The following is a 26,056-nucleotide window of genomic DNA, read 5'->3' on the forward strand; positions in this document are numbered from 1 at the left end:
GAAATTCGTGTTTGTTTATGAATTACTCCAACTCAAATCGGCCTTCCAAACCTTTATCTGAGCTTCCGCCAACCATCAGTTTAAAAGTTCCCGCTTCTACCAAGTACTTCCCTGCATTGTCATAGAATCCTAACTCCTTCTCAGTCAAAGTAAAGGTTACGGTTTTGGTTTCTCCTTTTTTCAAAGCAATCAACTCAAAGCCTTTTAGTTCTTTTACAGGTCTGGCCAAACTTGCAACCACGTCTTGGATATACAATTGCGCAACCTCTTTACCATCATAATTACCAGAGTTGGTAATATCCACCGAAACCACAACTGGCTCTCCTTTTGCGAAAGAAGCTTTGTTGATTTTTAAATTTTTATAATCGAAAGTTGTGTAACTCAATCCAAAACCAAAAGGAAACAAAGGCGTTTTCTCTACATCAGTATAATGCGACCAGAATACATTTTTGTCGCTATTTACAGGTCTTCCAGTGTTGTAATTGTTATAATAAATCGGCACTTGCCCTACATTTCTAGGAAAAGACATTGGCAATTTACCACTCGGATTATAATCACCATACAACACCTGAGCCACCGCATTACCGGTCTGTGTACCCAAATGCCAAGCCTCAACAATCGCAGGAACATGTTCCGCTGCCCAAGGCAAAGCCAAAGGTCGACCGTTGTTTAAAACCAGAACAATATTTGGATTCACTTTATACACTTCTTCTAATAATTCTTGTTGAACACCTGGTAAATCTAGATTCGTTCTACTACGTCCTTCTCCTGATTGAAAACCGTGCTCACCCAAAACCATCACTACAACATCTGCGTTTGCAGCTACTTTTTTGGCTGCTTCAAATCCGCTTTTATCGGTGGTATTAAACACCAGTTCGTCAATAAAGGTAGTTTTACCCACCGTCAAATCGGCACCTTTTTCAAACGTCAGTACGTTGCCTTTGTACTGTTGCATTCCTTCCAAAACAGAAACCGCTGTATTATCATCCGAAGCAATTCGCCAGCTTCCCAACGGACTGTTTTTATCATTAGCCAAAGCCCCAATCAAGGCTATTTTTTGACCCGATTTTTTTAGCGGAAGTATCCCCTTTTCGTTTTTCAACAATACAATCGACTTCTTTGCCATATCCAGCACTGCCTCATTATTGGCTTTACTACCCAAGGTCGCTTTCTCACGCTTTTCATCGCAATATTTATAAGGATCATCAAACAAGCCCAATTCAAACTTCACGCGCAAAATTCTGCGAACGGCATCGTCTACCAAGGCTTCTTTCACTTTTCCTTCTTTGACCAACTTCACTAATTCGACCACATACAAATGCGATTCCATATCCATATCTGAACCTGCATTCACTGCTTTTGCAGTCGCTTCTGCTCCATCTTTGGCAAAACCGTGCGGAATCATTTCCCGAACCGAAGCCCAATCTGACACCACAAAACCGTCAAATTTCCATTGTCCTTTTAAAATATCCCTTTGCAAAAAAGCATTGCCTGTAGCAGGAACGCCATTCAAAATATTAAACGAATTCATCAACGTACGCACATCTGCATCTGTCGCCGCTTTAAACGGAGGCAAAACGGTATTGTATAATTTAGAATCGCTAATGTCTACCGTATTGTAATCCCTTCCCGATTCGGCAAAACCGTAGGCCGCAAAATGTTTTGCACAAGCCGCTATCGTATTCACTTTCATTAAATCGGCTTTGGTGTCGCCTTGAAAACCAGTAACTCTAGCTTTGGCAATTTTACTTCCCAAATAAGGATCTTCTCCCGCACCTTCCATCACTCGTCCCCAACGCGCATCATTCGAAATATCTACATTTGGCCCAAATGTCCAGTTGATCCCCACCGCCGATGCTTCGTCTGCTGCCACTTGAGCCGATTTTTTAATCGCTTCCAAATCCCAGCTCGCAGCCTCAGCCAACGGAATTGGGCTCAAGGTTTTGTATCCATGAATCACATCAAAACCTATAATCAGAGGAATCCCCAATCGGGTTTCTTCGACTGCTATTTTTTGCACCGCTTTTACTTCCTTTACACCACGAACTGTAAGCATTGAGCCCACCCATCCTTTGCGTAAATGTTCGTATTTCTTTGCTGCATCGCCTCCTTTTGGCGCTGGTCCCGTTACTTCCCAAAAGCCATTGTATTGGTTCATTTGTCCCACTTTTTCCTCCAACGTCATTTGTTGCATCAACAAATCAATTCGTTCTTCAATTGGTTTTGTTTGATCTAAATGTGGTATTTTTTGTGCATTCATACTTCCAGTTATCATCAGGGCAAAAATCCCTGCCGTTACTACTATTTTATTCTTCATACTATGTTTTTTATTTTTTGGGCGTGCCCCGCTAGACACTTCGACAAGCTCAGTAGGCGGGTCGGGCTATCCGTTACAAGTCCTCGCTCCGAGAAAATCGGAGCTGTGGGCTTTTCACTCCTATCCCTCACGCGAAATCCCATCAATCAATGCGTTTTTTGGTAATTCTGAGAAACGAAGAATCACATTTTATGAACAGCTTGTATCATTCATGTTATGGGATTTCTCCTCCTTCGAAAAGACAAATTAATGCTATGTACTTTACTCACTTATAAAAGTCGAAGCCGGTAAATTCGCTTGATTAAAAAGTGTGGATTGATCCGTATTTTTCCAAGCATAGCGCACTTTAGTGGGCGACTTTACTTTATCCGATTGTACGATGACCGAATTATTTTTAATCACAGCTGTTGCTTTATAAAACACATTGTCAGCACCCGCAACTTCAAACAAATCGGCTTTCTTATCCTTAAAGTACAAGCCTTCGGCATAGTCAAAAGTGACTAGCACTTTACTTTTTTCCATTTTTATGGCTTTAAACAAAGGACCATTCACCAACTTTTTGTTGGTTTTATAGGTATTCGCCAAAGCCAAATTCCCCAATCGAATCCCCACCGATTTTTTATCCTTTGGATGAATATCATCAATAGGCGAAATATCGCTAGTAACCACCAATCCTGTGTTGGGAACTTGTTGGGCTACTTTTCGCTGGGCATCGCGAATCACGGCACCACCAAAATGATCTTCTCCATACTTATAAGGAGCAATTTGAACCAGATAAAACGGAAAGTCATACTGCCACAATTGTCTCCACGAAGTAATCAAAGCCGTGAGGGTTTTATCATAAACTGTAGAACCCACATTGCTTTCTCCTTGGTACCATAAGGCCCCAGCAATTTTGAATTCAGTCAACGGATAAATCATAGCATTAAAGGCGCGTCCCGGCTGATGGGGACCGTAACTTTCTTCTTTTCTAGTTTTGGCAGCTTCCAACAAAACAGCATCCTTTTGAATCACTTCTTCGGGCATCCAAATCTCTGCTGGCGTTCCTCCCCAATTGGATGAAATCAAACCAATCGGTACATTTTTTAATTCTTCTTGTAAACGCTGCCCAAAAAAATAGCCCACAGCGCTAAAGTATTTCATCGTCTCTGATGTACAGGTGGTCCAAGTTCCAGATACATTATTTTGCGTTGTGGACGCTGTTAATTTGGGGATTGAAAAGAATCTTATCGTGGTATTTGTAGCATTCTTTACTGCTTCATCGCCATTGGTAATTCCCCATCCGGCATTCATTTCCATATTCGATTGCCCGGAACAAATCCAAACTTCTCCAATCAAAATATTTTTAAGAACAAGCTCGTTGTACCCTTTTATGGTAATTGTATAAGGCCCTCCTTCTTTAGGTGTTGGAATCTTAATCTCCCATTGAGCTTGATTGCTAGCTTTAATTTTGTAAGTTTCATTGCTCCAACTCGGAGTAATCACTACTTCTTCTTGCGGATTTGCCCAACCCCAAAATGTCACATCTGCATTGCGTTGCAACACCATATTATCCGAAAAAATATTCGGAAGCGTAACATTGGCGAAGGCCAAACCAACTTGGAAGAAAACGACTAGGGCAAAAAGTCTATTTTTCATATAGTATTTTTTTAAAATAAGGCAATAATTGATCCGCCATCACTTTATCATCATTAGTATCGGGATGATAGCCACAACCTTTCGGAGACATCGGCTGGAACTCGAACAAGGCTATCGGTTTATGACCTTTGTCCGTTTCAAAAGCTTGGATTACTTTTTTCAAGCATTTCACCAAAGTCACATTACGATCTCCCGAAACCATAGGGCTAGTCAACAAAACAATTCGGGTATTTGGTGAATGTTTGTATACCGTTTTGATAAAATCAATATAATTCGCTACGTATTTTTCTTCATTAAAAGGCAATCTAGGCTTTTTTCCATCACCATCCGAAAGGTCATTAGTACCCAAACAAATACTCACCAAATCCGGCTGAAATGCAAAATCATACGATTTGGATTGGTCTTTGTTCAAATGTAAATTTTCGTAAACATCAGGCATAATGGCTTCTTCCAAATGCTCGTCATTCCAGTTGCGATACATTCCAATTCCAGAAACAGAACTCAACAAATAATCTGCATCCAAACGTCTAGAAAGCACTGGTCCGTAGGCCAAATAACCGTTATGTTGATCGTACCATTCGCCCGACCCACAAGGAATCGGATTGGAATCATTGCCCATTCCACAAGTAATCGAATCACCTATGAACTCGATTTTCTTTTTCTTTTTGATTTTTGTTTTCGAAGGAATCACTTGGGCTGTCGTGCCTGCAAATAGGACACTGCCATTGGCCGCTTCAGTTGCTTTATACACCTCTAATCGGTGTGTTTTTTTAGCAGAAGTAACTTGTATTGGAAACGATTGAGCACTTCCTTTTTCTATTCTCAAACGACCCAAATACTGACCATCTAATACCAAAGAAACATAATTATGATGTTCAAAACCATCCACACTTTGAAGCGAAATAGCACAAGTCGAACCTGTAAACTCAAAAGCCACCAAAGCAGCTGAACCAATAAGAAGTACTTGATTATTCTCGAGTGGGTTTACTCGACCTGACAAAGTATAATAACTGGAGCTTTCCTGTTTTTGTTGGGCCGATACATTCATCGCTAACAACAAAACCAAAGCAAAACGTAACTTATTTAAAAACATTAATTTTGGAAATTTATTTAACATAAGCTACAAATTTAAAGGGATAGAGTAGTAAATTTAGATACTATTATTTCATTTTCTAATCAAATAATACCAAATGCAAATCTTCATCCCAATTGATACACTAAGCGTCTAACTTTTTTCACCCGAAAAGTAAACGCATAAAAAAACCACCCTTTTCAGAGTGGTTTGATTGCCTTTATAATCTGTTTTCTATTAGCTTTTCGCAGTAGCCGCAACTACAGTTCCTTTAATAGTCAATACTTTTGGAGTTGTTTCTGCATTAGAAGTTACCGTTACTGTTTTAGTAAAAGCTCCCATAGCTGCTGCATTGTAAGTAGCCGTAACCGTTCCTGATTTTCCTGGAGCGATTGGAGTTTTAGTATAATTAGTAGCTGTACAACCACAAGAACCTTGAACATTAGTCAAAATTACAGGAGTTTTTCCAGTGTTTTTGAATTCAAAAATAATAGGTTTTGGAGTACCTTGAGGGATAGAACCCACATCAATAGTTTCTGATTTCCAAACCAAAACACTAGCATAATTTGCTACTTTGGTTACCATTGTTTTAACTGGAGTAATAGCCGAGAAAGACATTAATCCAAAAGCTACTGCCAATAAAGAGATTTTTAACATTTTCATAATTTCTATATTTAATTGTTTAGTGTTCTAATTTTTACTTTTCAAATATAGTTACTCTTTTTGGGATTGCTGTTAAACAAATTCAAATGATTGTTAACGACTTGTTAATGCCTCAAAAACAACTTATTTTTACTTAATATTACATCCTAAAAAGACCCTTTCTTGAAAATCAATCGCCTCAATAGTATCATTGTCATTGGACTCATTGCCATCATCGGTATTTTATTGGCACAACTATTATGGACCAAAGAAGCTTTTCGAATTGAAGAAAAAAAATTCAGTCAAAAAGCGCATATTGCCTTATATGAAGTGGCTAAAAACTTGTACAAAGGCAACAATCAGGAAATTCCGGTGCAAAACCCAGTGCAAAAAATCTCTAATGATTATTACATCGTCAACGTAGAGAATGATTTTGATGCCTCGATTTTGGAATTTTACCTCAAATCCGTTTTCAAAAAGTTGGGCGTAACTACAGATTTTGAATATGCCATTTATAATTGTCAGAGTGACGAAATGGTTTATGGTAATTATGTTTCCCTTGACGAAAAAGACACTTCTAAGCACTCAATTCATTTTCCCAAACACAAAAACTTGGTCTATTATTTTGCCATTCGTTTTCCCAACGAAACGAGCTTTTTGTTCAGTTCCCTTAAGTTTTGGTTTGTGCTTTCATTGGTTTTAGTACTGATTCTTTTGATTTATGTGTATTCCATTTACACGCTTTTACAACAAAAAAAATATTCCGACTTGCAACGTGATTTCATCAACAATATGACCCACGAATTCAAAACACCTCTGTCGTCTATACTCATTGCTTCGAATTATTTAAGCAAACAAAAACCAATTACAGATGATGAAAAGTTGGAGAAATATGCCCAAATCATTGTGGAGCAAAGCAACAAACTCAACCAGCACATCGAGAAGATTTTGACGGTTGCCAAATCGGATGCTACCCCGTTACAACTCCAAAAAACTACTTTTGAGTTCCTTCCTATCATCAAAGAAATCATAGAAAACTGTCAACTCAAACATCCAATGGTGGTGTTTCATTTAGAGAATCAAAGTACCAAAACTCAGCTAAACGGGGATGTTTTTCATTTTTCAAACATCATTTATAATTTATTCGACAATGCGATAAAATATTGCGATAAAACACCCGAAATCACTCTTCGTTTTACCGATACCAAACAGCATTTACAAATAGACTGCATCGATAACGGAATTGGCATTGAGTCTAAAAAAATTCCTTTTATTTTTGATAAATTTTACCGAATTCCATCTAAAAAAAGCAATGAAATCAATGGTTTTGGACTGGGATTGTATTACGTAAAAAAAATATGCGACTTACATCATTGGAAAATAAGTGCCCAAAATAATGAGCCTTTTGGAACAACCATAACTTTAGTATTGCCGATAAAAAATGAATAATCCAAAAATTTTATATGTCGAAGATGATGCCACTTTGGCTTTTTTGACAAAAGACAATTTAGAACAAAATCAATACGATGTTTATCATTGTGAGGATGGCGTGGCTGCTTTAGAATGCTTTCATAAAATAGGTTTTGATATTTGCATTTTCGACATTATGCTGCCTAAAAAAGATGGTTTTGAATTAGCCGAAGCCATACGAAAAATCGATACTCATATTCCCATCATTTTCCTTTCGGCCAAAACGCTCAAAGAAGACCGCATCAAAGGACTGCGTTTGGGTGCCGATGATTATTTGGTAAAACCTTTTAGCATTGAAGAGTTATTGCTCAAAATTGAAATTTTCTTAAAGCGCTCTCAAAAAAAAGAAAAGCTCGAATCTGCTCCCTATCAAGTCGGGAAATACACTTTCGACACCAAAAACTACTTGCTTTGGAATGCTTCCGAAAAAATAAAATTAACCCAAAGAGAATCAGAATTGCTAAAATTATTTCTCGACAATAAAAATATAGTCCTAAAACGAGAAGAAATCTTAACAGCACTTTGGGGTGATGATGATTATTTTATGGGTCGCAGCTTGGATGTTTTTATCTCGAGATTGCGCAAAATTCTAGCCAATGAACCCGGAATTTCTATTGAAAACCTTCACGGGATTGGGTTTCGTTTTTTTAAAGAATAATTGATTTTTTAAGTAAATTATTCAGAAATTTGAGAATCAAACTATAAATGAAAATCAATGATTTTAATTTACAAAAGACGTCTCATTTTGTCATTAACAATTGGACTTTTGATTTTTTCAAAAACAATCTATGCCCAATCTACTAACTCAAATGAAATTTCGTCATTTACCAAACTTCAAAAAGGCCTTGCATTTATTGGTTTAACAGGCGGGGCAAATACTAGAACCAGTCAAAACGAAAATATATTAGTCACCAATATCATTGACCGACAAAAAGATGGGTTCAACATTCAAGCCAACGGGGGGTATTTTTTGAGTAAATCCTTTGCAGTTGGTGCTGCCGTGAAGTACGATTGGGCGAAACTGAATCAAATTTTAGAAAACTCAGAAGGCACAAAAACTTATGTAAATGAAGTAAAAAGTAGTCTTGGAGGAGGTTTTTTCATAAAAAATTACATTCCAATTACTCCAAACGGACGATTCAATCTTTTTAATGTTGTAAGTCTAGGTATGAATGTAGAGAATAAAGTTTCTGAACAAACTACAAATGATATACTAACAAGATATTATACCGTAAATAAGAACTACAATCTGGGAATAAATCCTGGTATTCAGGTTTTTATAATTAAAGGTTTTGCCACGGAGGTAGGCGTTAATCTTGCGGGTTTTAACCATAACAACAGAACCACAACTGTGAATCAAGTAGAAAACACTAAAATTAAAAGTAGTGAGCTCGATTTAAAACTAAATATCCTGTCTTTAAACATAAGCTTTTATTATTTTTTTAAAACCTAATATATGAGAACAAAACTTTTATTCTTAACGATTGTTTGCATCGTTTTGTCCAACTGTGTCTCAGAGGATTATTTTGGAAAATCAAATCAAAAGAAGATATTGAGCTTTGTTTTGAACAACCAAGTTGGGAATACTATTATTGAGGAATCTTTAGGAACAATCAATGTAAACGTTGCAGCTAGCGCAAATATTAAACAACTAAAACCTCAAGAACTACAGCTTTCTACCTTCGCAACCGTTAGCCCAACTATCGAGGAGACAGTAGATTTTACCAACCCCGTAAAGTATACAGTAACAGCCGAAGATGGCTCAACCAAGACCTATACTGTAACCGTAAAACAAGAAGGAAGCGAACCTCAACTGGAAAACAGTACTTTTGATGATTGGTATATGACTCCCAAAAATTATTACGAACCTGGAAAAGATGCTAACTCTATTTGGGCTAGTGGAAATGCAGGCGTTACAACATTAGGAAATGCAAATGTTAGTCCTTTCACTATTAATGGAACCAATTTGGCAGCTAAGTTGGTTACCCAAGATATGGGAGGTTTAGCAGGATTAGTCAACCAACGAATGGCCGCAGGGTCAATGTTTACGGGCAAATTTGAATTGGATGTATCGAATCCAATAAATTCTGCAAAATTTGGAATCCCATTTGCCGCTAGACCTAAAAATTTCTCTGTGGATTATGCCTATAGCCCTGGAACACCTTATTTAGATAGAAAAGGACAAACTTTAACCACTAAAGATGCTTGCGATATTTATGTTTTATTAGAAAACAGAAGTGGAACAGAAGTCAAAAGAGTAGCTACAGGTTGGTTTCGTTCAGAGGAAAAAGTAATCGACGCTTTTAAAACCATCACCATAGCACTAACCTATGGCGAATTAAATAGCTCTTTCCCAGCCTATCAAAAACCTAAAAACGGTTTGTATGCGAATGCAAACGAAGCGGTCACTCACATTTCAGTAGTTTTCTCATCAAGCTTTAATGGTGACCAGTTAGAAGGAGGCACAAATAGTACCTTATTGGTCAACAATTTCAAATTGATATATTAATGAAAAATCCAAAGCTAGGGAAAAGTAGCTTTGGATTTTTTACTAATAAACGCTCACAATTGTAATCTTTCAAACAAAACATTACAACGGAATATTGCCGTGTTTTCTGTCTGGTCTGTTGACTGTTTTTCCTTCGAGCATACTGAAGGCTTTTAACAACTTTCGACGGGTATCTTCGGGAAGAATAACCTCATCTATAAATCCACGTTGTGCAGCAGTGTAAGGATTAGCGAATAATTCCGCATATTCCGCTTCTTTTTCTAATAACTTCGCTTCGTGGTCTTCGGCTTCGCTAATTTCTTTTTTGAAGATAATTTCAGAGGCTCCTTTGGCACCCATAACTGCAATTTCTGCCGTAGGCCAAGCAAAATTCATATCGGCACCAATGTGTTTTGAATTCATTACATCATAAGCACCTCCATAGGCTTTTCGTGTAATCACCGTCACTCTTGGCACGGTCGCCTCACTAAAAGCATATAATAATTTAGCACCGTGTACAATGATTCCGTTCCATTCTTGGTCGGTACCTGGCAAGAAACCTGGAACGTCTTCCAACACCAACAACGGAATATTGAAACTGTCGCAAAAACGAACAAATCTCGCAGCTTTGATAGAACTCTTCACATCCAAACAACCTGCTAAAAACATTGGATTGTTGGCTACAATTCCGATACTTCTTCCTCCCAAACGGGCAAAACCAACAATAATATTTTCGGCATACTCTTTATGAATTTCATAAAAAGAATCGGCATCAATAATTCCTCGAATCACTTCGTGCATATCATAGGGTTTGTTGGCACTGTCTGGAATAATCGTAGCCAATTCCATTCGAACTTCATCACCCAAAACGTAAGGTACTTTTGGTGTTGTTTCTTTATTATTTTGTGGCAAATAGCTCAAAAGATTTTTGATACTGTTCAACAAAGCCACTCCATTGGGAGCAGTTAAATGCGCCACTCCCGATTTGGAAGCGTGCGTTACGGCTCCACCTAAAGCTTCTGAAGTTACTTCTTCATTGGTTACCGTTTTCACGACATTGGGTCCTGTAACAAACATATAACTGTTGTTTTCTACCATCATAGTAAAATCGGTCATCGCTGGGGAATACACCGCACCACCCGCACAAGGTCCCATAATCGCAGAAATCTGAGGTATAACCCCAGAAGATTGTACGTTGCGATAAAAGATATCAGCGTAACCTCCCAGAGAACGGACACCTTCTTGAATTCGGGCACCTCCAGAATCGTTTAATCCAATCATTGGCGCACCCACTTTGAGCGCCATATCCATCACTTTGCAAATTTTCTCGGCGTGTGTTTCTGATAAAGAACCACCAAAAACAGTGAAATCTTGTGCAAAAACATACACCAATCTGCCATTAATAGTTCCGTAACCCGTAACTACACCATCACCGTAAATCAAGTCCTTCTCCATACCAAAATCGGTAGTTCTGTGGGTAACCAACATTCCAATTTCTTCAAAAGAACCTTCGTCCAACAAATACATCACACGCTCTCTTGCGGTTAGTTTCTTACCAGCGTGATGTTTATCAATTCGCGCTTGACCACCGCCCAATTGGGCTAGTGCTATTTTTTCGTTTAATACTTTTATTTTAGATTCCATACTTTTCTGTTGTTATTAAAATGTACCAAGCGCCTATTTAATTAGGCAATCGAAGCACTTTTTGGTCCTGTAAATACTGTTTCAACGCCAATTTTGCTGCAATCAATGCTTCTTTTTGGGTTTGCTCTTTTAAAATTTCAGGATTGTAATATTTTTTCACAAAATTGGTGTCAAAATCTCCAGAACGAAAGGCCTCGTGCTGCATTACAAAAGCACCAAATGGCAAGGTCGTTTGCACACCCACCACTTTATAATCCGCAATAGCTTGCTCCATACGCTGAATAGCCTCTTCACGAGTGGCTCCGTATGTTATTAATTTAGCCAACATCGGGTCATAATAAATAGGCACATCCATTCCTTGAGCATATCCGTTATCCACTCGGACACCTTCGCCTTCGGGCAATTGGTACACTTCTAGATTACCTACACTCGGTAAAAACCCATTCAAAGTATCTTCGGCATACACACGTAATTCTACAGCGTGACCGTGAATTTTCAAATCCTCTTGTTGCATTGTAAGCGCTTCGCCTCTCGCCACACGAATTTGCATTTCGACCAAATCGACTCCAGCAATAATTTCAGTAACAGGATGCTCTACTTGCAAACGCGTATTCATTTCTAAGAAATAAAAGTTCAGCTGTTCATCCACCAAAAACTCAACCGTACCTGCGCCTAAATAATCACAAGATTTGGCTACCAATACCGCGGCTTCTCCCATTTTTTTTCGAATTTCGGGAGTGATAACCGCAGAGGGTGCTTCCTCTACTACTTTTTGATGACGACGCTGAATACTACATTCTCTTTCAAACAAGTACAATACATTGCCGTGACTATCCGCCATCACTTGAATTTCGATATGTCTTGACGACGCCACATATTTTTCAATAAAAACCGCTCCATCTCCAAAAGCAGCCACTGCCTCACTAATAGCGCGGTTCATTTGCGCTTCAAAATCGGCTTCATTATCCACCACACGCATTCCTTTACCTCCACCTCCTGCAGAAGCTTTGATTAGAATAGGAAAACCAATTGCTTTTGCAGTACGCTTAGCCTCTTCTATATCGGTAATCGCGTGGTCCACTCCAGGAACCATTGGAATATCGTATTGTAGAACAGCTTCTTTGGCTGCCAATTTACTACCCATTATATGAATGGCTTTGGATTTTGGACCAATGAAGATGATGTTGTTTTTTTCGGCTTCTTCGGCAAATTCAGCATTTTCACTCAAGAAACCATAGCCTGGATGAATGGCATCAGCTTGTACCGCTTTGGCCACTTCAATAATTTTATTTCCTAACAAATAGGACTGATTGGATGGTGCTTCACCTATACAAACTGCTTCATCTGCAAAGGCTACGTGAGGTGCATTTCGGTCTACAGTAGAATACACCGCTACTGTTTTGATTCCCATTTTTCGAGCAGTTTTCATCACGCGAATCGCGATTTCTCCTCTATTGGCAACTAGTATTTTTTTCATTTTTTTTCTATTCAAATTCTACCAACAATTGTCCTTTATCTACAGCATCGCCAACAGCTACTGCAATCGATTTGATTACTCCATTTCGTGGCGATTGAAAACTGTTTTCCATTTTCATCGCTCCCAAAATGAGTAAATTATCGTTTTCTTGAACGGTTTGTCCCACACTCACATTGATTTCTAAAATTAAACCAGGCATAGGTGCTTTGATGGCATTTACTTTTTGGACCGTGCTAGTATCAAATCCCATTTCTTTAATCAAAAGGTCCAAAGCGTCAGCAATGGCGACAGTATACACTGAATTGTTCACTTCAATAGTGTATTCCTTCTTATGAAAATCAGCAGCTACAATCTGAGCTTGATACCGCTTGTTTTCACTTAAAATATGAAATTGATTGTCAGTTGTCGCAACCACATCTAGCGCATTGGCTGAGGCTGCATCGCATTCGAAATGAAAAGTATCATTTACTTTTAGTTGATAACTACTACTCATGTTTACGTTTTTAGTACTGGTAAATGTAATTAAAGAAAACGTTTTCGTAACACAGTTAAAGTAAGTTTTATACAAAAAATACTAAGTAGTAAACTGTTTTAAAAGAAATAATGAAAATTGGTTTTTCTAACGATAGATTTCGAAAGAAAAGTGTAAATAAATTACAAAATTAATAATCCAAAGGAGCGCAACGTTTGCATCGGTTTTGAGTACCAAAACAGCTCAAAATCGGATAAATGGTCTTCAAAATCAGCTTTAATTTCTTGAAAAGAATACACTTTGGATTGTGAAACCGCAATTTTGTCTAAAATAGCAACCAACCATTCGCCTTCGGCTTTATTGGTTTGAACAGCAAAACTTTCTTTTTTATCGTGAAAGGTCAATTTAGCGAGTTCCCAAGAATTGCCTTTTTTGGATTTTGTAAAATAGTCTACGGTCGGTTTTCCTCCCAACCAAACTACTTTGGCTGTAGGTTTTGTGGTGAAATTTTCTTCTTCTTGAAGTGCATTAAAAATAAAATCAGGGTGAATTTTGGTTTTTGGAATCTTAAAGTCAAACCATTCTTGCAGCTCAAAGTCGAAACAAATACCGTGCATAAAATTGAACAACGATTTCTTCAGTCCGAAACTAAACTTTTCGTGGTCAATGCCTGTTTTATCGGTATAATTAATGTCATTGATGGCAAAAATTCCCTTCTCTGAACCTTGTAATGGAAGGAGTTCTGGTGTAACCCCAAATTTTTCTGGATACAATCCCACGGGGCTGTGGGCAGTCATGGCAAACTGATGCCAAAATCCGGATTGCAACACTCCCGCTTCAAACAATTGACGCACCATTTCGAGACTGTCTATCGTTTCTTGAACCGTTTGGGTTGGGTAACCGTATATCAAATACGCATGCACCATAATACCCGATTCCGTAAAATTGCGAGTCACTTTGGCCACTTGCTCAACCGTTACTCCTTTATCAATTAATTGCAACAATCGGTCAGAAGCTACTTCCAAACCACCCGAAACCGCTATACAACCTGAAGCTTTGAGTAATCGACATAAATCGGTCGAAAAACTTTTCTCAAAACGGATATTCGTCCACCAAGTAACCGATAATTTTCGGCGTAAAATTTCGAGTGCTAAAGCTCGCATTAAAGCTGGTGGTGCTGCTTCGTCAACAAAATGAAAGCCATTCTGACCTGTTTGTGTCATCATTTCTTCCATTCGGTCGCACAACAAATTGGCAGCTATAGGTTCGTAGATTTTGATGTAATCCAAAGAAATGTCACAAAAAGTACATTTACCCCAATAACAGCCATGCGCCATCGTTAACTTGTTCCAACGCCCATCGCTCCACATTCGATGCATCGGATTTACCACTTCGATTACCGAAATGTATTTATCCAACAGCAAATCCGTATAATCTGGAGTACCAACTTGAGATTGTTTGTAATCAGGTCTTGAAGCATTGTTTTTATAAACGACTTTTCCTTCTTCTAGAATAAAAGTTCGTTTGAATTCTTTGGTATTTGGATTTTGAATATTAGAAATTAGTAATTCAACCGGAAGCTCCCCGTCGTCTAAAGTAATAAAATCGAAAAACTCAAACACTCGAGCGTCCGAAAGCGAACGCAATTCGGTATTGGGAAAACCACCTCCCATTGCAATTTTAATATTCGGATAGTGCTTTTTCACCCATTGAGCCGAACGAAAAGCGCTATACAAATTCCCAGGAAAAGGCACAGAAATCAGAAACAATTCAGGCTTTATTCTGGCTATTTTTTCTTCCAAAATAGATAGTAAAATACCATCAATATAGCTAGGTTCCTTTTGCAAAGCCTCGTACAGCTCGTCGAATGAATTGGCGCTTCGACCCAAACGCTCGGCATAGCGACTAAAACCAAAATTTTCATCGACACATTCCACTATAAAATCCGAAATATCTTCAAGGTACAAAGTTGCCAAATGTTTGGCTTTATCCTGTGTTCCCATTGTACCAAAAGCCCAATCCAACTCCTCCAATTGCGCAAAACGAGAGGCTTCGGGTAAATAGTCTTCTTGACAAATTTGCAAAGCCAAGGTTGGATTTTTGCCTTGCAAAAAAGCAATCACTGAATCTATGGTTTTGAGATATTCGTCCCAAAGTGCTACTATTCTTTTCGCATTATCAGACAAGTTGCTAGTTCCCCCTTTGGGGGTTAGGGGGCTCAATCCCTCTCTCGAAAATAATTTCAAAATCACCTCAATACCCAAATCCGCTTGCTCTGAGGGCACCTCAAGGGTATTCAAAAATCCTTTGATATACGCCGTCGCTGGATACGGGGTATTCAGTTGCGTAAACGGTGGCGTGATGAGGAAGAGTTTTGGTTTCAAAGCGGTATTGTTTTGATGCAAAAATAAGGGATAAAAATTGTTTTTTAGCTATAGCCTAACTCACATTATTAAAACAATATCAGCACAATTTATTAATATCACTTTTGCAAAACATAAATACAAAAAAGTAGTATTTTTAACATTAAAAAAAATAATTGTTATACATTTGCTTTAACAAAATTTTCATAATGAAATCCGCAATACTTCTCTTTTTCGTATTCTTTCTTCAATTTACAATTGTATTTTCACAAGATAAAAATTCAAATCCAAACACTACTCCATTAATTGAAGACAGCCATGGTCATCTGATTCAAGGGCTGGAAGAACAAAAAGCTTTTTTAAAAAATCGTGAATTAAAACGAAAAAAAGAATACCAAGACTTAAAAAAAACACATCAAACATCTAAATCAGCAATTACACAACAAGCTGTTGAAATGTGTACAAATGGAGGATTTGAACAAAATGAAACAGCTAATGGTAATAGTTTTATAAAAAATTTCCTTTACACCATAGGTGATCCACCTGGACCAACTCAATGCCGTTCAATTACAAATATTGCGGATACACCTATAAATAGCTACGACCCTAATTACACTGAGATTATGGCAACTGGTGTTTCAGCAAATTTAGTTGACCCTTATCTAGGAGACATTAAAGCATTTGATCAATACGCACTAAAGATAAACTATGAAAACTCCTCTACCTATGGCTCAATTGTACAAGGTAAACGATACAAAACAAACAATGAAAATTTTCTAAAATTTAATTATAAAGCAGTCCTTCAAAGTGTTTATGATAATAGCCATACTGACAATCAAGCCTTCGTAAAGGCAAGGATTTTAAACAAAAATGGCGCTGTTGTTAACGAATTTTGTTTAGTTGGAGATGAGAAAAATTGCATTTTTACAAAAGTCCCAAGCCAAGATTCCTCTTTCGTTACTTTGTATACAGCAAATTGGCAATCTGGTTATTTAGACATTTCAAGCATTCCTAATAACGAAGAATTTACTGTAGAATTTATGGCCTCAAGATGTGGCCTTGGCGGGCATTTTGGTTATATGTATGTTGATGATATCTGCTTATTACGGTCTGAAGAAAATTTGCAAGGATCTGTTGAATTAGCTCCACTGAATAAAGTATGTTCTACCCTACCTATATCTGTATGCGGTGATTACACACTTCCAAACTCTGGCGGAATCTCATCCACTGTAAAAAAAATAACATTAAATGTGTATGATAGCAATGCCATATCAATTTATAGCACTTCTACAACCTCTAGCATTGATACAACAAATAAAAAGTTTTGTTTCTTACTAAAAGCTTCAGATTTTCCAAATACAACAAATGCAAACTACAATGTTAGTGTACAAGTAGATTATGATATACAAGGGACAGCTTGCTCTGGAACGATATTTAATTCTGCCAAAGATCCAGATGCAAACCCAGGTTGGGATATTTCTTTTTTAAATTGTAATTCAAATTGTGACATAAGTGTAAAAACTGCAAAACTTACTCAATGTGATTCCAATCGTGATGGCAGTGAAAATTTTGATTTATCTAAGTTAAACTCTTTGATAGTAAACTCGACAGTTGGGTTAAGCTTTAGTTTTTTCAAAAATTACAATGATGCAGCAGCAAATATAAATGCAATTACAAACTTCACAAGTTATCCAACTTCGAGTACCTCAATTTTTGTAAGAGTAAATAAAAATGCTTCTTGCTTTAAAATTATTTCTGCTGATTTAGAAGTTAATAACCCCACAGCAAATATTACTGGAATTCTGAATGTTTGCTCTGGGAGTACAGTATTGAAAGCTTCTTCTGGATCTACATACTTATGGAATACAGGTGAAATCACACAAAACATAACTGTAACTTCCATTGGTGATTATTCTGTTACTGTTACGGATTCTTTTGGATGCAGTAGCACTGCTAGTGTAAAAATCGAACCAAGCCAAACAGCTCTTTTACCAACATTACAAGTCACTCAACCTTCGTGTTTATCAACAACTGGAAGTATTAAAGTAACCTCTACAGCAGCAGAATTCAGTTTTGATAATGGTACAACTTGGATTAAAAACGACACTATGAATAACTTATATCCTGGTGTTTATTTGGTAAAAATCAAAACAGTGAATGGTTGCATATCCTATTCTCAAAGCGTAACCATTTCTGCAGTTCCGACTTTATATCCAAATTATACTTCTAAAAACCCTCTGTTCTGTGGAGATTTTGGTAGTATAACAATTACTACTCCTTCTTCTTACTATAGTTTTGATGATGGTGCAACTTGGGTAAATTATGCAACAGCTTCAAACCTCTTACCTGGAAATTACAAAATTCGCATAAAAGACGCCCAAGGATGTGAATCTTCAGCGAACAATGTAGTACTTAGTAGTATATCACTTGAACTTCCAACTTATACTTACATCAAACCCGCTTGTAATGAAAAAGGGAACATAACTATCACTACAGTTTCAGATTTCTATACTTTTGACGGTGGTGCAACATGGGGAACAAATAATCAATTAAATGATGTTAGTCCAGGAAATTATTCTATCGGAATCAAAAATAAATTAGGTTGCACTTCAAACTATGATTACCTTTATTTATATGATTATCAATCTTCACCTATCGAAAACACAGTTTATCAGCCAGTTTGCGGAAGTGATGGAATCATTACCATTACAACGGTAGCTGACTCCTACAGTTTTGATGATGGTGCAACTTGGACAAAAAGTAATACTGCAAATTTACCTCCTGGAAACTACTTAATAAAAATAAAGAATAGTACAGGTTGCATAAGTAATTCACAATACGTTTATTTATACGAACCTTACTTAAACTCTCCATTTATTAGTGTCGAACAACCAACTTGTGGTGCAAATGGAAAAATCACTGTTAATTCATTATCTGATTTTTATAGCTTCGATAATGGCGTGACTTGGTCAACGCTCAATAGCAAATCATTACCGGCTGGCTACTACAGTGTAATTATAAAAAACAGTATTGGCTGTAAATCTATGGCGTATGGTGTTTACCTAAATAATCCATATATAGCAGATCCAACTTACACCGTTGTTCAACCTACTTGTACAACACCAGGAAGCATCATAATAAATAGTACTGCTGATTCCTACAGCTTTGACGGAGGTGTTACATGGGGAACCAATGCATCACTTACAAATTTAACATCTTATGGATATTATAACATCATCACAAAAAACAACATAGGGTGTACTTCAAACACTATTTACATAACTATTTATGATCCCAATCTTCCAGAACCTGACTATAATTATACCAATCCAAGTTGCGGAAATATTGGTAATATAGTATTTAATACTTCCGCAGATTATTATAGTATTGATTATGGTACAAATTGGAGTACAAATAATGTATTTACTAATTTAAGTGCTGGATATTATGGTCTAGTCATCAAAAAAGCAGACTGCTTATCCAAAATTGTATACATTTCATTGGAAGCAACAACTCTGGCCAAGCCGAAATACACAGTTGTACAGCCTCTTTGCGGAACAAAAGGATCGATTACATTTAATACAACTGCTGATTTTTACACTATCGATGGTTATAATTGGGTTACAAATCCAATCTTTATAAATTTAACATCACAATACTATCACCCTGCAATAAAAAACACACAAGGTTGTATATCCGCTTATAATGCAATATATATAGAGCCTTTTAATCTTCCTAGTCCCACTTACACGGTTACACAACCTACTTGCGGAAAGGGAGGTAGCATAACCTTTACAACAACTGCTTCTGAGTATAGTATTGATGGTGGAACAACATGGAGCACAAACCCGAAATTTGATAATCTTATACCAAAATCATACTCTCCAGTTATAAAAAACACATTGGGATGTACTTCAAATCCTTACAGTGTCCCTATCCAACTAAATCAATATTATTTACCCAATCCAGATTTTACAATAATTCAACCTACTTGCGGAAGTAATGGTAGTATTACTATTGCAACAGTAGCAGATTATTACAGTTTTGATGGAGGCACAACATGGACAACAAACCCTAAAATTACAGGACTAACATCTGGATATTATTATATAGCAATAAAAAACACAAATGGTTGTCAATCCAATAGTCTCTTTCTATATATTACCCCATATTTTCTTCCCAATCCAAACGTAAAAGTAATACAACCAAGTTGTGCTGACGGGGGAAGTATTACCATTACAACTCCAGCTGACAGCTATAGTTTTGATGGAGGTACAACATGGTCAAGCAATCCCGTTTTATTGAATCCAACCTCATCAGCTTATAATGTTGTTATTAAAAATACTACAGGTTGTATATCTCAGTCCCAATATTATTATATTAATAAATACTTCTTACCTTCACCAAATATAACGACTATACAACCAACATGTAGCTCTCCATTGGGAACAATTATTGTAAATACCTCAGCAGACCAAATTAGTTTTGATAACGGTATTACTTGGACAAAAGATCCTGTAAAAAAAAATGTAGCAAGTGGTCAGTATTATATAATTATAAAAAATAGTTCGGGTTGTCAATCCAATAGTAATTACGTCTATATTTACAATCCTCCTTATATTCCTCTCGGACCAACTGTAAAAATAACACAACCCTCGTCTTGTGGCGCAACTGATGGTAGCATTACTATAACTAATTCTGGTATTAGTTATAGTTTTAATGATGGTAACAGTTGGACCAACAACCCAACAAAAATAAATTTAGGAGCAGGTACCTATTTTATAAAAATTAAAGCCAATAATTATGATTGCGAATCAGCATCTACTGTAGTAAATTTAAGTTCTGGATCTACCATTGCAGCGCCTACTTACACATCTACTCCTCCAAATTGTAATACATCAAAAGGTTCGATTACAATTACAACAAATGCAGCAACATATAGTTATGATAATGGATTAACCTATGTATATTCGAATACGAAAACAGATCTTTCTCCTGGCACTTACTACATAAAAATTAAAGATCTAACAGGATGTATATCAGATGCTGCAAAAGTAATAATTCCACCCCTATCTCCTTTAGCTGCACCTACTTACAAAATCACTCAACCTGATTGTTTAAACTCTAAAGGTTCAATACTTATAGACACAGTAGCCGATTTGTATAGCTTTGATAACGGCCTAACATTTGAAACGTTAAATACAAAATCAAATCTCTCACCAGGTACTTATAGTTTAATGATAAAAAACAATTCAGGCTGCATATCACTCAGTACACCAGCTACAATAGACACTCCTCCAATAGTTCCAGTAGCACCTCAGGTTGTGATTACAAATCCCACAGATTGTAAATCATCTACAGGAAGTATTACTATTACTACTGCTGCAAATTCATATAGTTTTGATGATGGTAATACTTGGAAAACGAATAATACTGCTGTTCTATCACCAGGAAAATATTCAATTAGAGTTAAATTTAACAATAGCTGTGCTTCACTCGCCTACACCGCCACTATTAATAACCCACCTGACGCACCCTCAATCCCAACAATAAAAGTATCACAACCATCAAGTTGTAGTAATCCGTTTGGTTCTATATACGTTACTAGCTCAGCTTACCAATACAGTTTTAATAACGGAACTAACTATACAACTGATCCTAACTCAGGAAATTTATCACCTGGAAAATATGAAATTAAAACCAAAAACAATAGCGGTTGTGAGTCTCCTTCTTTGTTAGTAACAATTAATGCTCCTACAGATTATCCTAAAAACCCAGACTATGTGACTATTCAACCAGATTGTAATAATCCCAACGGAACTATAACAATTAATGAAAATGCTTCAGAATATAGTTTTGATAATGGTTTTACTTGGACAAAAAAAGCAACTCAAACAAATCTTAATCCAAAAACTTATTACTTAAAAGTAAAAAATCTAATAGGATGTATCTCTGAAGCTACCACAGTAACACTTATACCCTTTACTAATTTTACCATTAAACCATCAATTTCAACTTCTCCCCAAACCTTTTGCATCCAACAAAATGCAACTTTAAATTCGATTGCCATCACTGGGCAAAATGTAAAATGGTATGATGCTTTAACCAATGGAAATCTACTCGCTAGTAATACTTCTTTACAAAACGGCGTTACTTATTATGCATCACAAACTTTAAACGGGTGCGAAAGCGAGAGAACTGCTGTTTTAATTAATATTCAAAATACACCTACACCAATTACAAATACAAATCAAACCTTTTGTAGTAATCAAAATCCAACCATTGATACTATTCAAGTAACTGGAACCAACATAAAATGGTACGATGCATCTAATAATGGTTCTTCCATAGCAGCAACTACAAATCTTATTAATGGCACAACTTATTACGTTACTCAAACTATTAATAATTGCGAAAGCCCGCGATTAGGAATTACTGTTTCAATTGTAAATACCCCTCCAAATCCAATTGGAAATGCTAACCAGATATTTTGTAAAAATGAAAATGCAAAACTAAGCGATATTGCCATTTCAGGACAAAATATAAAATGGTATGATAGTACCACTTCGACAATTACTCTTGCTAATGACAAACTATTAGTAAATAATAGCACCTATTACGCTTCTCAAACCATAGGTTGTGAAAGCAGTAGAATTCCAATTCTGATTAGAATTCAGGATACACCATTACCATTAGGGCAAAACAATCAACAATTTTGTATCGATGATAATCCACTTCTTTCCGACTTAACCATTTCTGGAACTGCCATCAAGTGGTATGATGCTCAAGTAGGCGGAAACCTTTTATTAAACACGACTCCTCTCCTAAACGGAAAAACCTACTTTGCAACACAAACAATTAATGATTGTGAAAGTGAACGACTAGCGGTTACTTCAATTATACAAGACAGTACTCCACCAACAGCAGAAGCAATTCAATCCTTTTGTGTCCAAAAAAATGCAAAAATTAGTGATATATCGATTTTAGGACAAAATATAAATTGGTTCGATAGCCTCACGTCTTCGACAAGTTTATCCGAATCCACTTTACTAACTAACGGAACAACGTATTACGCCTCTCAAACTGTAAACAATTGCGAGAGTACCCGAATCCCTATTTTAATTACTATTCTCGATGCTACAAATAATGAATGTATCAATTTGGTAGATGAACTTCCATATCCAAAATTCTTTACACCAAATAATGATGGCTTCAACGATACTTGGACAATTGATTTTAACTATTTAGAACCTAATTCGTCCATTAGGATATTTGACCGCTATGGTAAACTGGTCAAAGAGTTAAGAAATAATGATTCTTGGGATGGAACATATCTTGGTCATGTACTTCCAGCTACGGATTATTGGTTCACGGTAACTCGAAAAAACGGTTCTGAATTTAAAAGCCACTTTAGCTTAAAACGATAAAAAAAAGGCTGTCCGAAAAACATGGACAGCCTTTTTTAATTTTAGAATTTATGCTCAGCTCTACTAATTGCTAGCAAAGCAAGTAAAGAAAGACAAGCAGCCCCCGTCAAATAATACCCTACATACGAAATATCATAATCCGTAGCCAGCCAAATGGCAATCATAGGAGCAAAAGCGGCACCAAATATTCCTGCTAAATTAAAGGTCAAGGAAGCTCCTGAATAGCGCACTTGTGTAGGAAACAACTCCGACAAAAAGGTGCCTAAAGGACCATAGGTGAATCCCATCAACGCCATTCCGATACAAACGAAAACAGTTACTATTACAGGACTTCCTGAACTGAGAAAAAATTGGAAGAAAAAACCAAAAACAGCTATGGCAATAGTAGCCCAAACCAGCATTTTGCGACGCCCAATAGCATCTGCAACCACTGCCGAAACAGGAATAAACAGCGCAAAAAAGAGCACGGAAAACAGCTGAATCAACAAAGCATCTCTTTTGGTGAAACCCAAATCAGAGGTCGCCCAACTTAACGTAAATACTGTCATTAAGTAAAAAACCAAAAAAGTAGTCACTGCCGCCAATGTTCCAAAAATCAATTGATTCTTGTAAGAGGCAAGTAAGGTTAAAAAAGGTATTTTTACTTCTTTCTCTACTTTTTTAGCCTGCTCAAAAGAAGGTGTTTCAGAAATTTTAGTCCGAATATAAAAACCTACCACTACCAAAAGTGAACTAGCGATAAAGGGAATTCGCCAACCATAATTCATAAAATCTTCATTGGTCATACTATCCGTTAAAAGCAAAAAAGTGCCTCCCGAAAGTAACAAACCTATAGGAGCGCCTAACTGTGGAAACATACCATACCAAGCTCTTTTGTTGGGTGGCGCATTTTCGATGGCTAGTAAAACAGCACCACCCCATTCTCCTCCAAGACCAACGCCTTGTCCAAAACGACACAGCATCAACAACAAAGGTGCGGCTATACCTATACTAGCATAACTTGGAAGAAAACCAATAGCAACAGTAGAAACACCCATCGTTAGTAATGCGGCTACCAAGGTAAATTTACGACCTATCTTATCCCCAAAATGTCCAAAAAAAGCCGAACCCAAAGGTCTTGATAAAAAAGCAATAGAAAACGTAGCTAGTGACTGCAACGTAGCCATAGTAGCATCTGTGCTCGGGAAAAAAAGTTGGGGAAACACCAATACCGCGGCATTGGCATAAATATAAAAATCAAAAAACTCAATGGTCGTTCCTATCAAACTGCCGAAAAGCACATGTTGCAATGAATTTTTTCCTTTAGAAGGAGTATTTTGGGTCATTTGTGGTGGTTTTAGTTAGTGGTTTAGAATTACAATAATAAGTTAAAATGCATTGCTATTCAAAAAGGGAAGCCATTTAATTCCGCTTTTTTTGGTAATTTAGCCCTAAATCTATTTTAATTATGCCATCCGACTGTATCAGCTTTCAAAATTCTGGGTATTTTTCCTCACTAATCAATGATTATTTAGACCAAAAACCAAACGTACAGCCATTGTACCATCGATTCCCAACTCTTGAAAACTTTGGTACTCAAATAGAAGAAAAGAAAGCCAACTTCGAAAACAATAAAAGAGCCGTTTTAGTTGCTGCTCTTGAAGCCCAATATACCAAAATCAATGCTTCAACGGCAACTTCAAACAACATCAACCTTTTAAATCATTCCAATACCTATACCGTAACCACTGGTCATCAACTGAATTTATTCAGCGGACCTTTGTATTTTCTATATAAAATCATTTCAACCATCAATCTGACTAAGGAATTACAACAAAAATATCCTGAACAAAATTTTGTTCCAATATATTGGATGGCTACCGAAGACCATGATTTTGAAGAAATCAATTACTTTACATTTAAAGGGAAAAAATTCTGTTGGAACAGAGAAAGTAATGGACCAGTAGGCCGATTATCTACAGAAGGTCTTGAAGATTTTTTAACCATTTTTTCGCTAGAATTAGGGAGCAGTACCAATGCTGAAACGTTAAAAACACTATTTCAAGAAGCTTATTTGAAGCATACCAATCTAGCAGACGCTACCAGATATTTAGCCAATGCTCTATTTGGCGACTACGGATTAGTCATTTTGGATGCTGATGATGCCAATCTAAAAAGACAATTTATTCCGTTCATTAAGGAAGAGGTAATTAAGCAAACGGCTTTTTCAAAAGTAAATGAAACTATCCATCAAATGGGTAACTATACCGTTCAAGTGAATCCGCGTGAAATCAATTTGTTTTATATAGAAGATGACTTGAGAGAGCGTATTATTTTTGAAGACGGATTGTACAAAATAAACAATACTAAAATTCAGTTTTCAGAACAAGAACTACTTGCTGAATTGGAACACCATCCTGAAAAATTTAGTCCCAATGTAGTGATGCGTCCTTTATATCAAGAAGTTATTCTACCCAATCTAGCCTATATTGGTGGTGGTGGAGAAATAGCGTATTGGTTAGAATTGAAATCATTTTTTGATGCAGTAAAGGTAACTTTCCCAATACTTATTGTACGTAACTCTGTAGTTTTAGCCACTGAAAAACAGCTAAAAAAAGCCGATGCCTTAGCCCTAAATTGGAGCGATTTATTCCAAAAACAAGCGCAATTAATCAACAACAAAACGAAACAATTATCGGAATTCTCAATAGATTTGAGCGATTTGAAACAGCAATTACAACAACAATTTCAAGCACTCAATGAACTCGCTTTCAAAACCGACCGTTCTTTTGAAGGTGCCGTAAAAGCGCAAGAAGTAAAACAAACTAAAGGACTAGAACAACTTGAAAAACGATTACTAAAAGCACAAAAACGAAAATTAGCCGATAGTTTGAGCCGAATCACGACACTTCAAAATGAACTTTTCCCCAACCAAAGTTTGCAAGAACGTCAAGCCAATTTTGCTGAATTCTATTTAGAAAATGGCGAGCAACTGATTCATAAACTAGTTGATGACATAAAACCTTTGTCTACCAATTTTACCATTATTACCTTTTAAAACCTACTT

The 26,056-nt window shown here is 36.8% G+C and carries 15 protein-coding genes; 6 read left to right on the forward strand and 9 right to left on the reverse strand.

Going from position 1 to position 26,056, the window contains the following annotated elements; all coding sequences use genetic code 11:
* Positions 1–22: 22 nt before the first annotated feature.
* The 4 genes from bglX to ACSVH9_RS08980 form a co-directional block, all read right to left on the reverse strand.
* Positions 23–2,317, reverse strand: a complete 2,295-nt coding sequence (gene bglX / locus ACSVH9_RS08965) for a beta-glucosidase BglX (protein ID WP_438063432.1) — start codon at positions 2,315–2,317, stop codon at positions 23–25.
* A 261-nt stretch (positions 2,318–2,578) separates the two neighbouring features.
* Positions 2,579–3,955 (reverse strand): sialate O-acetylesterase, encoded by a 1,377-nt coding sequence (locus ACSVH9_RS08970; protein ID WP_438063433.1) that lies wholly within the window; start codon positions 3,953–3,955, stop codon positions 2,579–2,581.
* Positions 3,945–5,072: a GDSL-type esterase/lipase family protein gene (locus ACSVH9_RS08975; protein WP_438063434.1), complete on the reverse strand. Its 1,128-nt coding sequence runs from the start codon at positions 5,070–5,072 to the stop codon at positions 3,945–3,947. Before ACSVH9_RS08975 ends, ACSVH9_RS08970 begins: the two co-directional genes overlap by 11 nt.
* A 192-nt stretch (positions 5,073–5,264) precedes the next feature.
* Positions 5,265–5,690, reverse strand: coding sequence for a DUF1573 domain-containing protein (locus ACSVH9_RS08980; RefSeq protein ID WP_315141891.1), 426 nt, complete (start codon positions 5,688–5,690; stop codon positions 5,265–5,267).
* A 162-nt stretch (positions 5,691–5,852) separates the two neighbouring features.
* Here ACSVH9_RS08980 and ACSVH9_RS08985 point away from each other — a divergent pair, with 162 nt between their 5' ends.
* From ACSVH9_RS08985 to ACSVH9_RS09000, 4 genes are read left to right on the forward strand one after another with little or no spacing between them, the layout of a single operon-like run.
* On the forward strand, positions 5,853–7,118 hold the full coding sequence (locus tag ACSVH9_RS08985) for a sensor histidine kinase (RefSeq protein ID WP_438063435.1): 1,266 nt from the start codon (positions 5,853–5,855) through the stop codon (positions 7,116–7,118).
* Complete coding sequence (locus ACSVH9_RS08990) at positions 7,111–7,797, forward strand: response regulator transcription factor (protein ID WP_438063436.1); 687 nt, start codon at positions 7,111–7,113, stop codon at positions 7,795–7,797. The genes ACSVH9_RS08985 and ACSVH9_RS08990 overlap by 8 nt, the downstream gene beginning before the upstream one ends.
* 57 nt (positions 7,798–7,854) lie before the next feature.
* Complete coding sequence (locus tag ACSVH9_RS08995) at positions 7,855–8,592, forward strand: hypothetical protein (protein WP_438063437.1); 738 nt, start codon at positions 7,855–7,857, stop codon at positions 8,590–8,592.
* A 3-nt stretch (positions 8,593–8,595) separates the two neighbouring features.
* On the forward strand, positions 8,596–9,648 hold the full coding sequence (locus ACSVH9_RS09000) for a PCMD domain-containing protein (protein ID WP_438063438.1): 1,053 nt from the start codon (positions 8,596–8,598) through the stop codon (positions 9,646–9,648).
* Between the two features lie 81 nt (positions 9,649–9,729).
* Here ACSVH9_RS09000 and ACSVH9_RS09005 read toward each other — a convergent pair whose 3' ends face one another.
* From ACSVH9_RS09005 to ACSVH9_RS09020, 4 genes are all read right to left on the reverse strand, one after another.
* A complete protein-coding gene (locus ACSVH9_RS09005; protein WP_300978511.1) occupies positions 9,730–11,271 on the reverse strand; it encodes an acyl-CoA carboxylase subunit beta in 1,542 nt (513 codons plus the stop codon).
* Positions 11,272–11,308: 37 nt separating this feature from the next.
* Positions 11,309–12,748 (reverse strand): acetyl-CoA carboxylase biotin carboxylase subunit, encoded by a 1,440-nt coding sequence (locus tag ACSVH9_RS09010; RefSeq protein ID WP_438063439.1) that lies wholly within the window; start codon positions 12,746–12,748, stop codon positions 11,309–11,311.
* A gap of 7 nt (positions 12,749–12,755) precedes the next feature.
* Positions 12,756–13,241, reverse strand: a complete 486-nt coding sequence (locus ACSVH9_RS09015) for an acetyl-CoA carboxylase biotin carboxyl carrier protein subunit (RefSeq protein ID WP_024980246.1) — start codon at positions 13,239–13,241, stop codon at positions 12,756–12,758.
* A 161-nt stretch (positions 13,242–13,402) separates the two neighbouring features.
* Positions 13,403–15,604: a B12-binding domain-containing radical SAM protein gene (locus ACSVH9_RS09020; protein WP_438063440.1), complete on the reverse strand. Its 2,202-nt coding sequence runs from the start codon at positions 15,602–15,604 to the stop codon at positions 13,403–13,405.
* A gap of 188 nt (positions 15,605–15,792) precedes the next feature.
* Between ACSVH9_RS09020 and ACSVH9_RS09025 the strand changes: the two genes are divergently transcribed.
* Entirely contained in the window at positions 15,793–23,010 is a 7,218-nt protein-coding gene (locus ACSVH9_RS09025; RefSeq protein WP_438063441.1) for a T9SS type B sorting domain-containing protein, read from the forward strand.
* A gap of 41 nt (positions 23,011–23,051) precedes the next feature.
* Here ACSVH9_RS09025 and ACSVH9_RS09030 read toward each other — a convergent pair whose 3' ends face one another.
* Positions 23,052–24,335 (reverse strand): MFS transporter, encoded by a 1,284-nt coding sequence (locus tag ACSVH9_RS09030; protein ID WP_438063442.1) that lies wholly within the window; start codon positions 24,333–24,335, stop codon positions 23,052–23,054.
* A 122-nt stretch (positions 24,336–24,457) separates the two neighbouring features.
* Here ACSVH9_RS09030 and bshC point away from each other — a divergent pair, with 122 nt between their 5' ends.
* Positions 24,458–26,047, forward strand: coding sequence for a bacillithiol biosynthesis cysteine-adding enzyme BshC (gene bshC, locus ACSVH9_RS09035; protein ID WP_438063443.1), 1,590 nt, complete (start codon positions 24,458–24,460; stop codon positions 26,045–26,047).
* Positions 26,048–26,056: the final 9 nt, after the last annotated feature.

This window comes from Flavobacterium sp. RSSB_23 (assembly GCF_051547145.1).
Classification (GTDB): domain Bacteria; phylum Bacteroidota; class Bacteroidia; order Flavobacteriales; family Flavobacteriaceae; genus Flavobacterium.

Excerpts from the sequence above, each read along its gene's own strand:
- ACSVH9_RS09010 (WP_438063439.1), bottom strand. The coding sequence starts at position 12,748 with ATGAAAAAAATACTAGTTGCCAATAGAGGAGAAATCGCGATTCGCGTG.
- ACSVH9_RS08975 (WP_438063434.1), bottom strand. The coding sequence starts at position 5,072 with ATGTTAAATAAATTTCCAAAATTAATGTTTTTAAATAAGTTACGTTTT.
- bglX (WP_438063432.1), bottom strand. The coding sequence starts at position 2,317 with ATGAAGAATAAAATAGTAGTAACGGCAGGGATTTTTGCCCTGATGATA.
- ACSVH9_RS08990 (WP_438063436.1), top strand. The coding sequence starts at position 7,111 with ATGAATAATCCAAAAATTTTATATGTCGAAGATGATGCCACTTTGGCT.
- ACSVH9_RS09005 (WP_300978511.1), bottom strand. The coding sequence starts at position 11,271 with ATGGAATCTAAAATAAAAGTATTAAACGAAAAAATAGCACTAGCCCAA.
- ACSVH9_RS09025 (WP_438063441.1), top strand. The coding sequence starts at position 15,793 with ATGAAATCCGCAATACTTCTCTTTTTCGTATTCTTTCTTCAATTTACA.
- ACSVH9_RS08980 (WP_315141891.1), bottom strand. The coding sequence starts at position 5,690 with ATGAAAATGTTAAAAATCTCTTTATTGGCAGTAGCTTTTGGATTAATG.
- ACSVH9_RS09000 (WP_438063438.1), top strand. The coding sequence starts at position 8,596 with ATGAGAACAAAACTTTTATTCTTAACGATTGTTTGCATCGTTTTGTCC.
- ACSVH9_RS09030 (WP_438063442.1), bottom strand. The coding sequence starts at position 24,335 with ATGACCCAAAATACTCCTTCTAAAGGAAAAAATTCATTGCAACATGTG.
- ACSVH9_RS09015 (WP_024980246.1), bottom strand. The coding sequence starts at position 13,241 with ATGAGTAGTAGTTATCAACTAAAAGTAAATGATACTTTTCATTTCGAA.
- bshC (WP_438063443.1), top strand. The coding sequence starts at position 24,458 with ATGCCATCCGACTGTATCAGCTTTCAAAATTCTGGGTATTTTTCCTCA.
- ACSVH9_RS08995 (WP_438063437.1), top strand. The coding sequence starts at position 7,855 with ATGATTTTAATTTACAAAAGACGTCTCATTTTGTCATTAACAATTGGA.
- ACSVH9_RS08970 (WP_438063433.1), bottom strand. The coding sequence starts at position 3,955 with ATGAAAAATAGACTTTTTGCCCTAGTCGTTTTCTTCCAAGTTGGTTTG.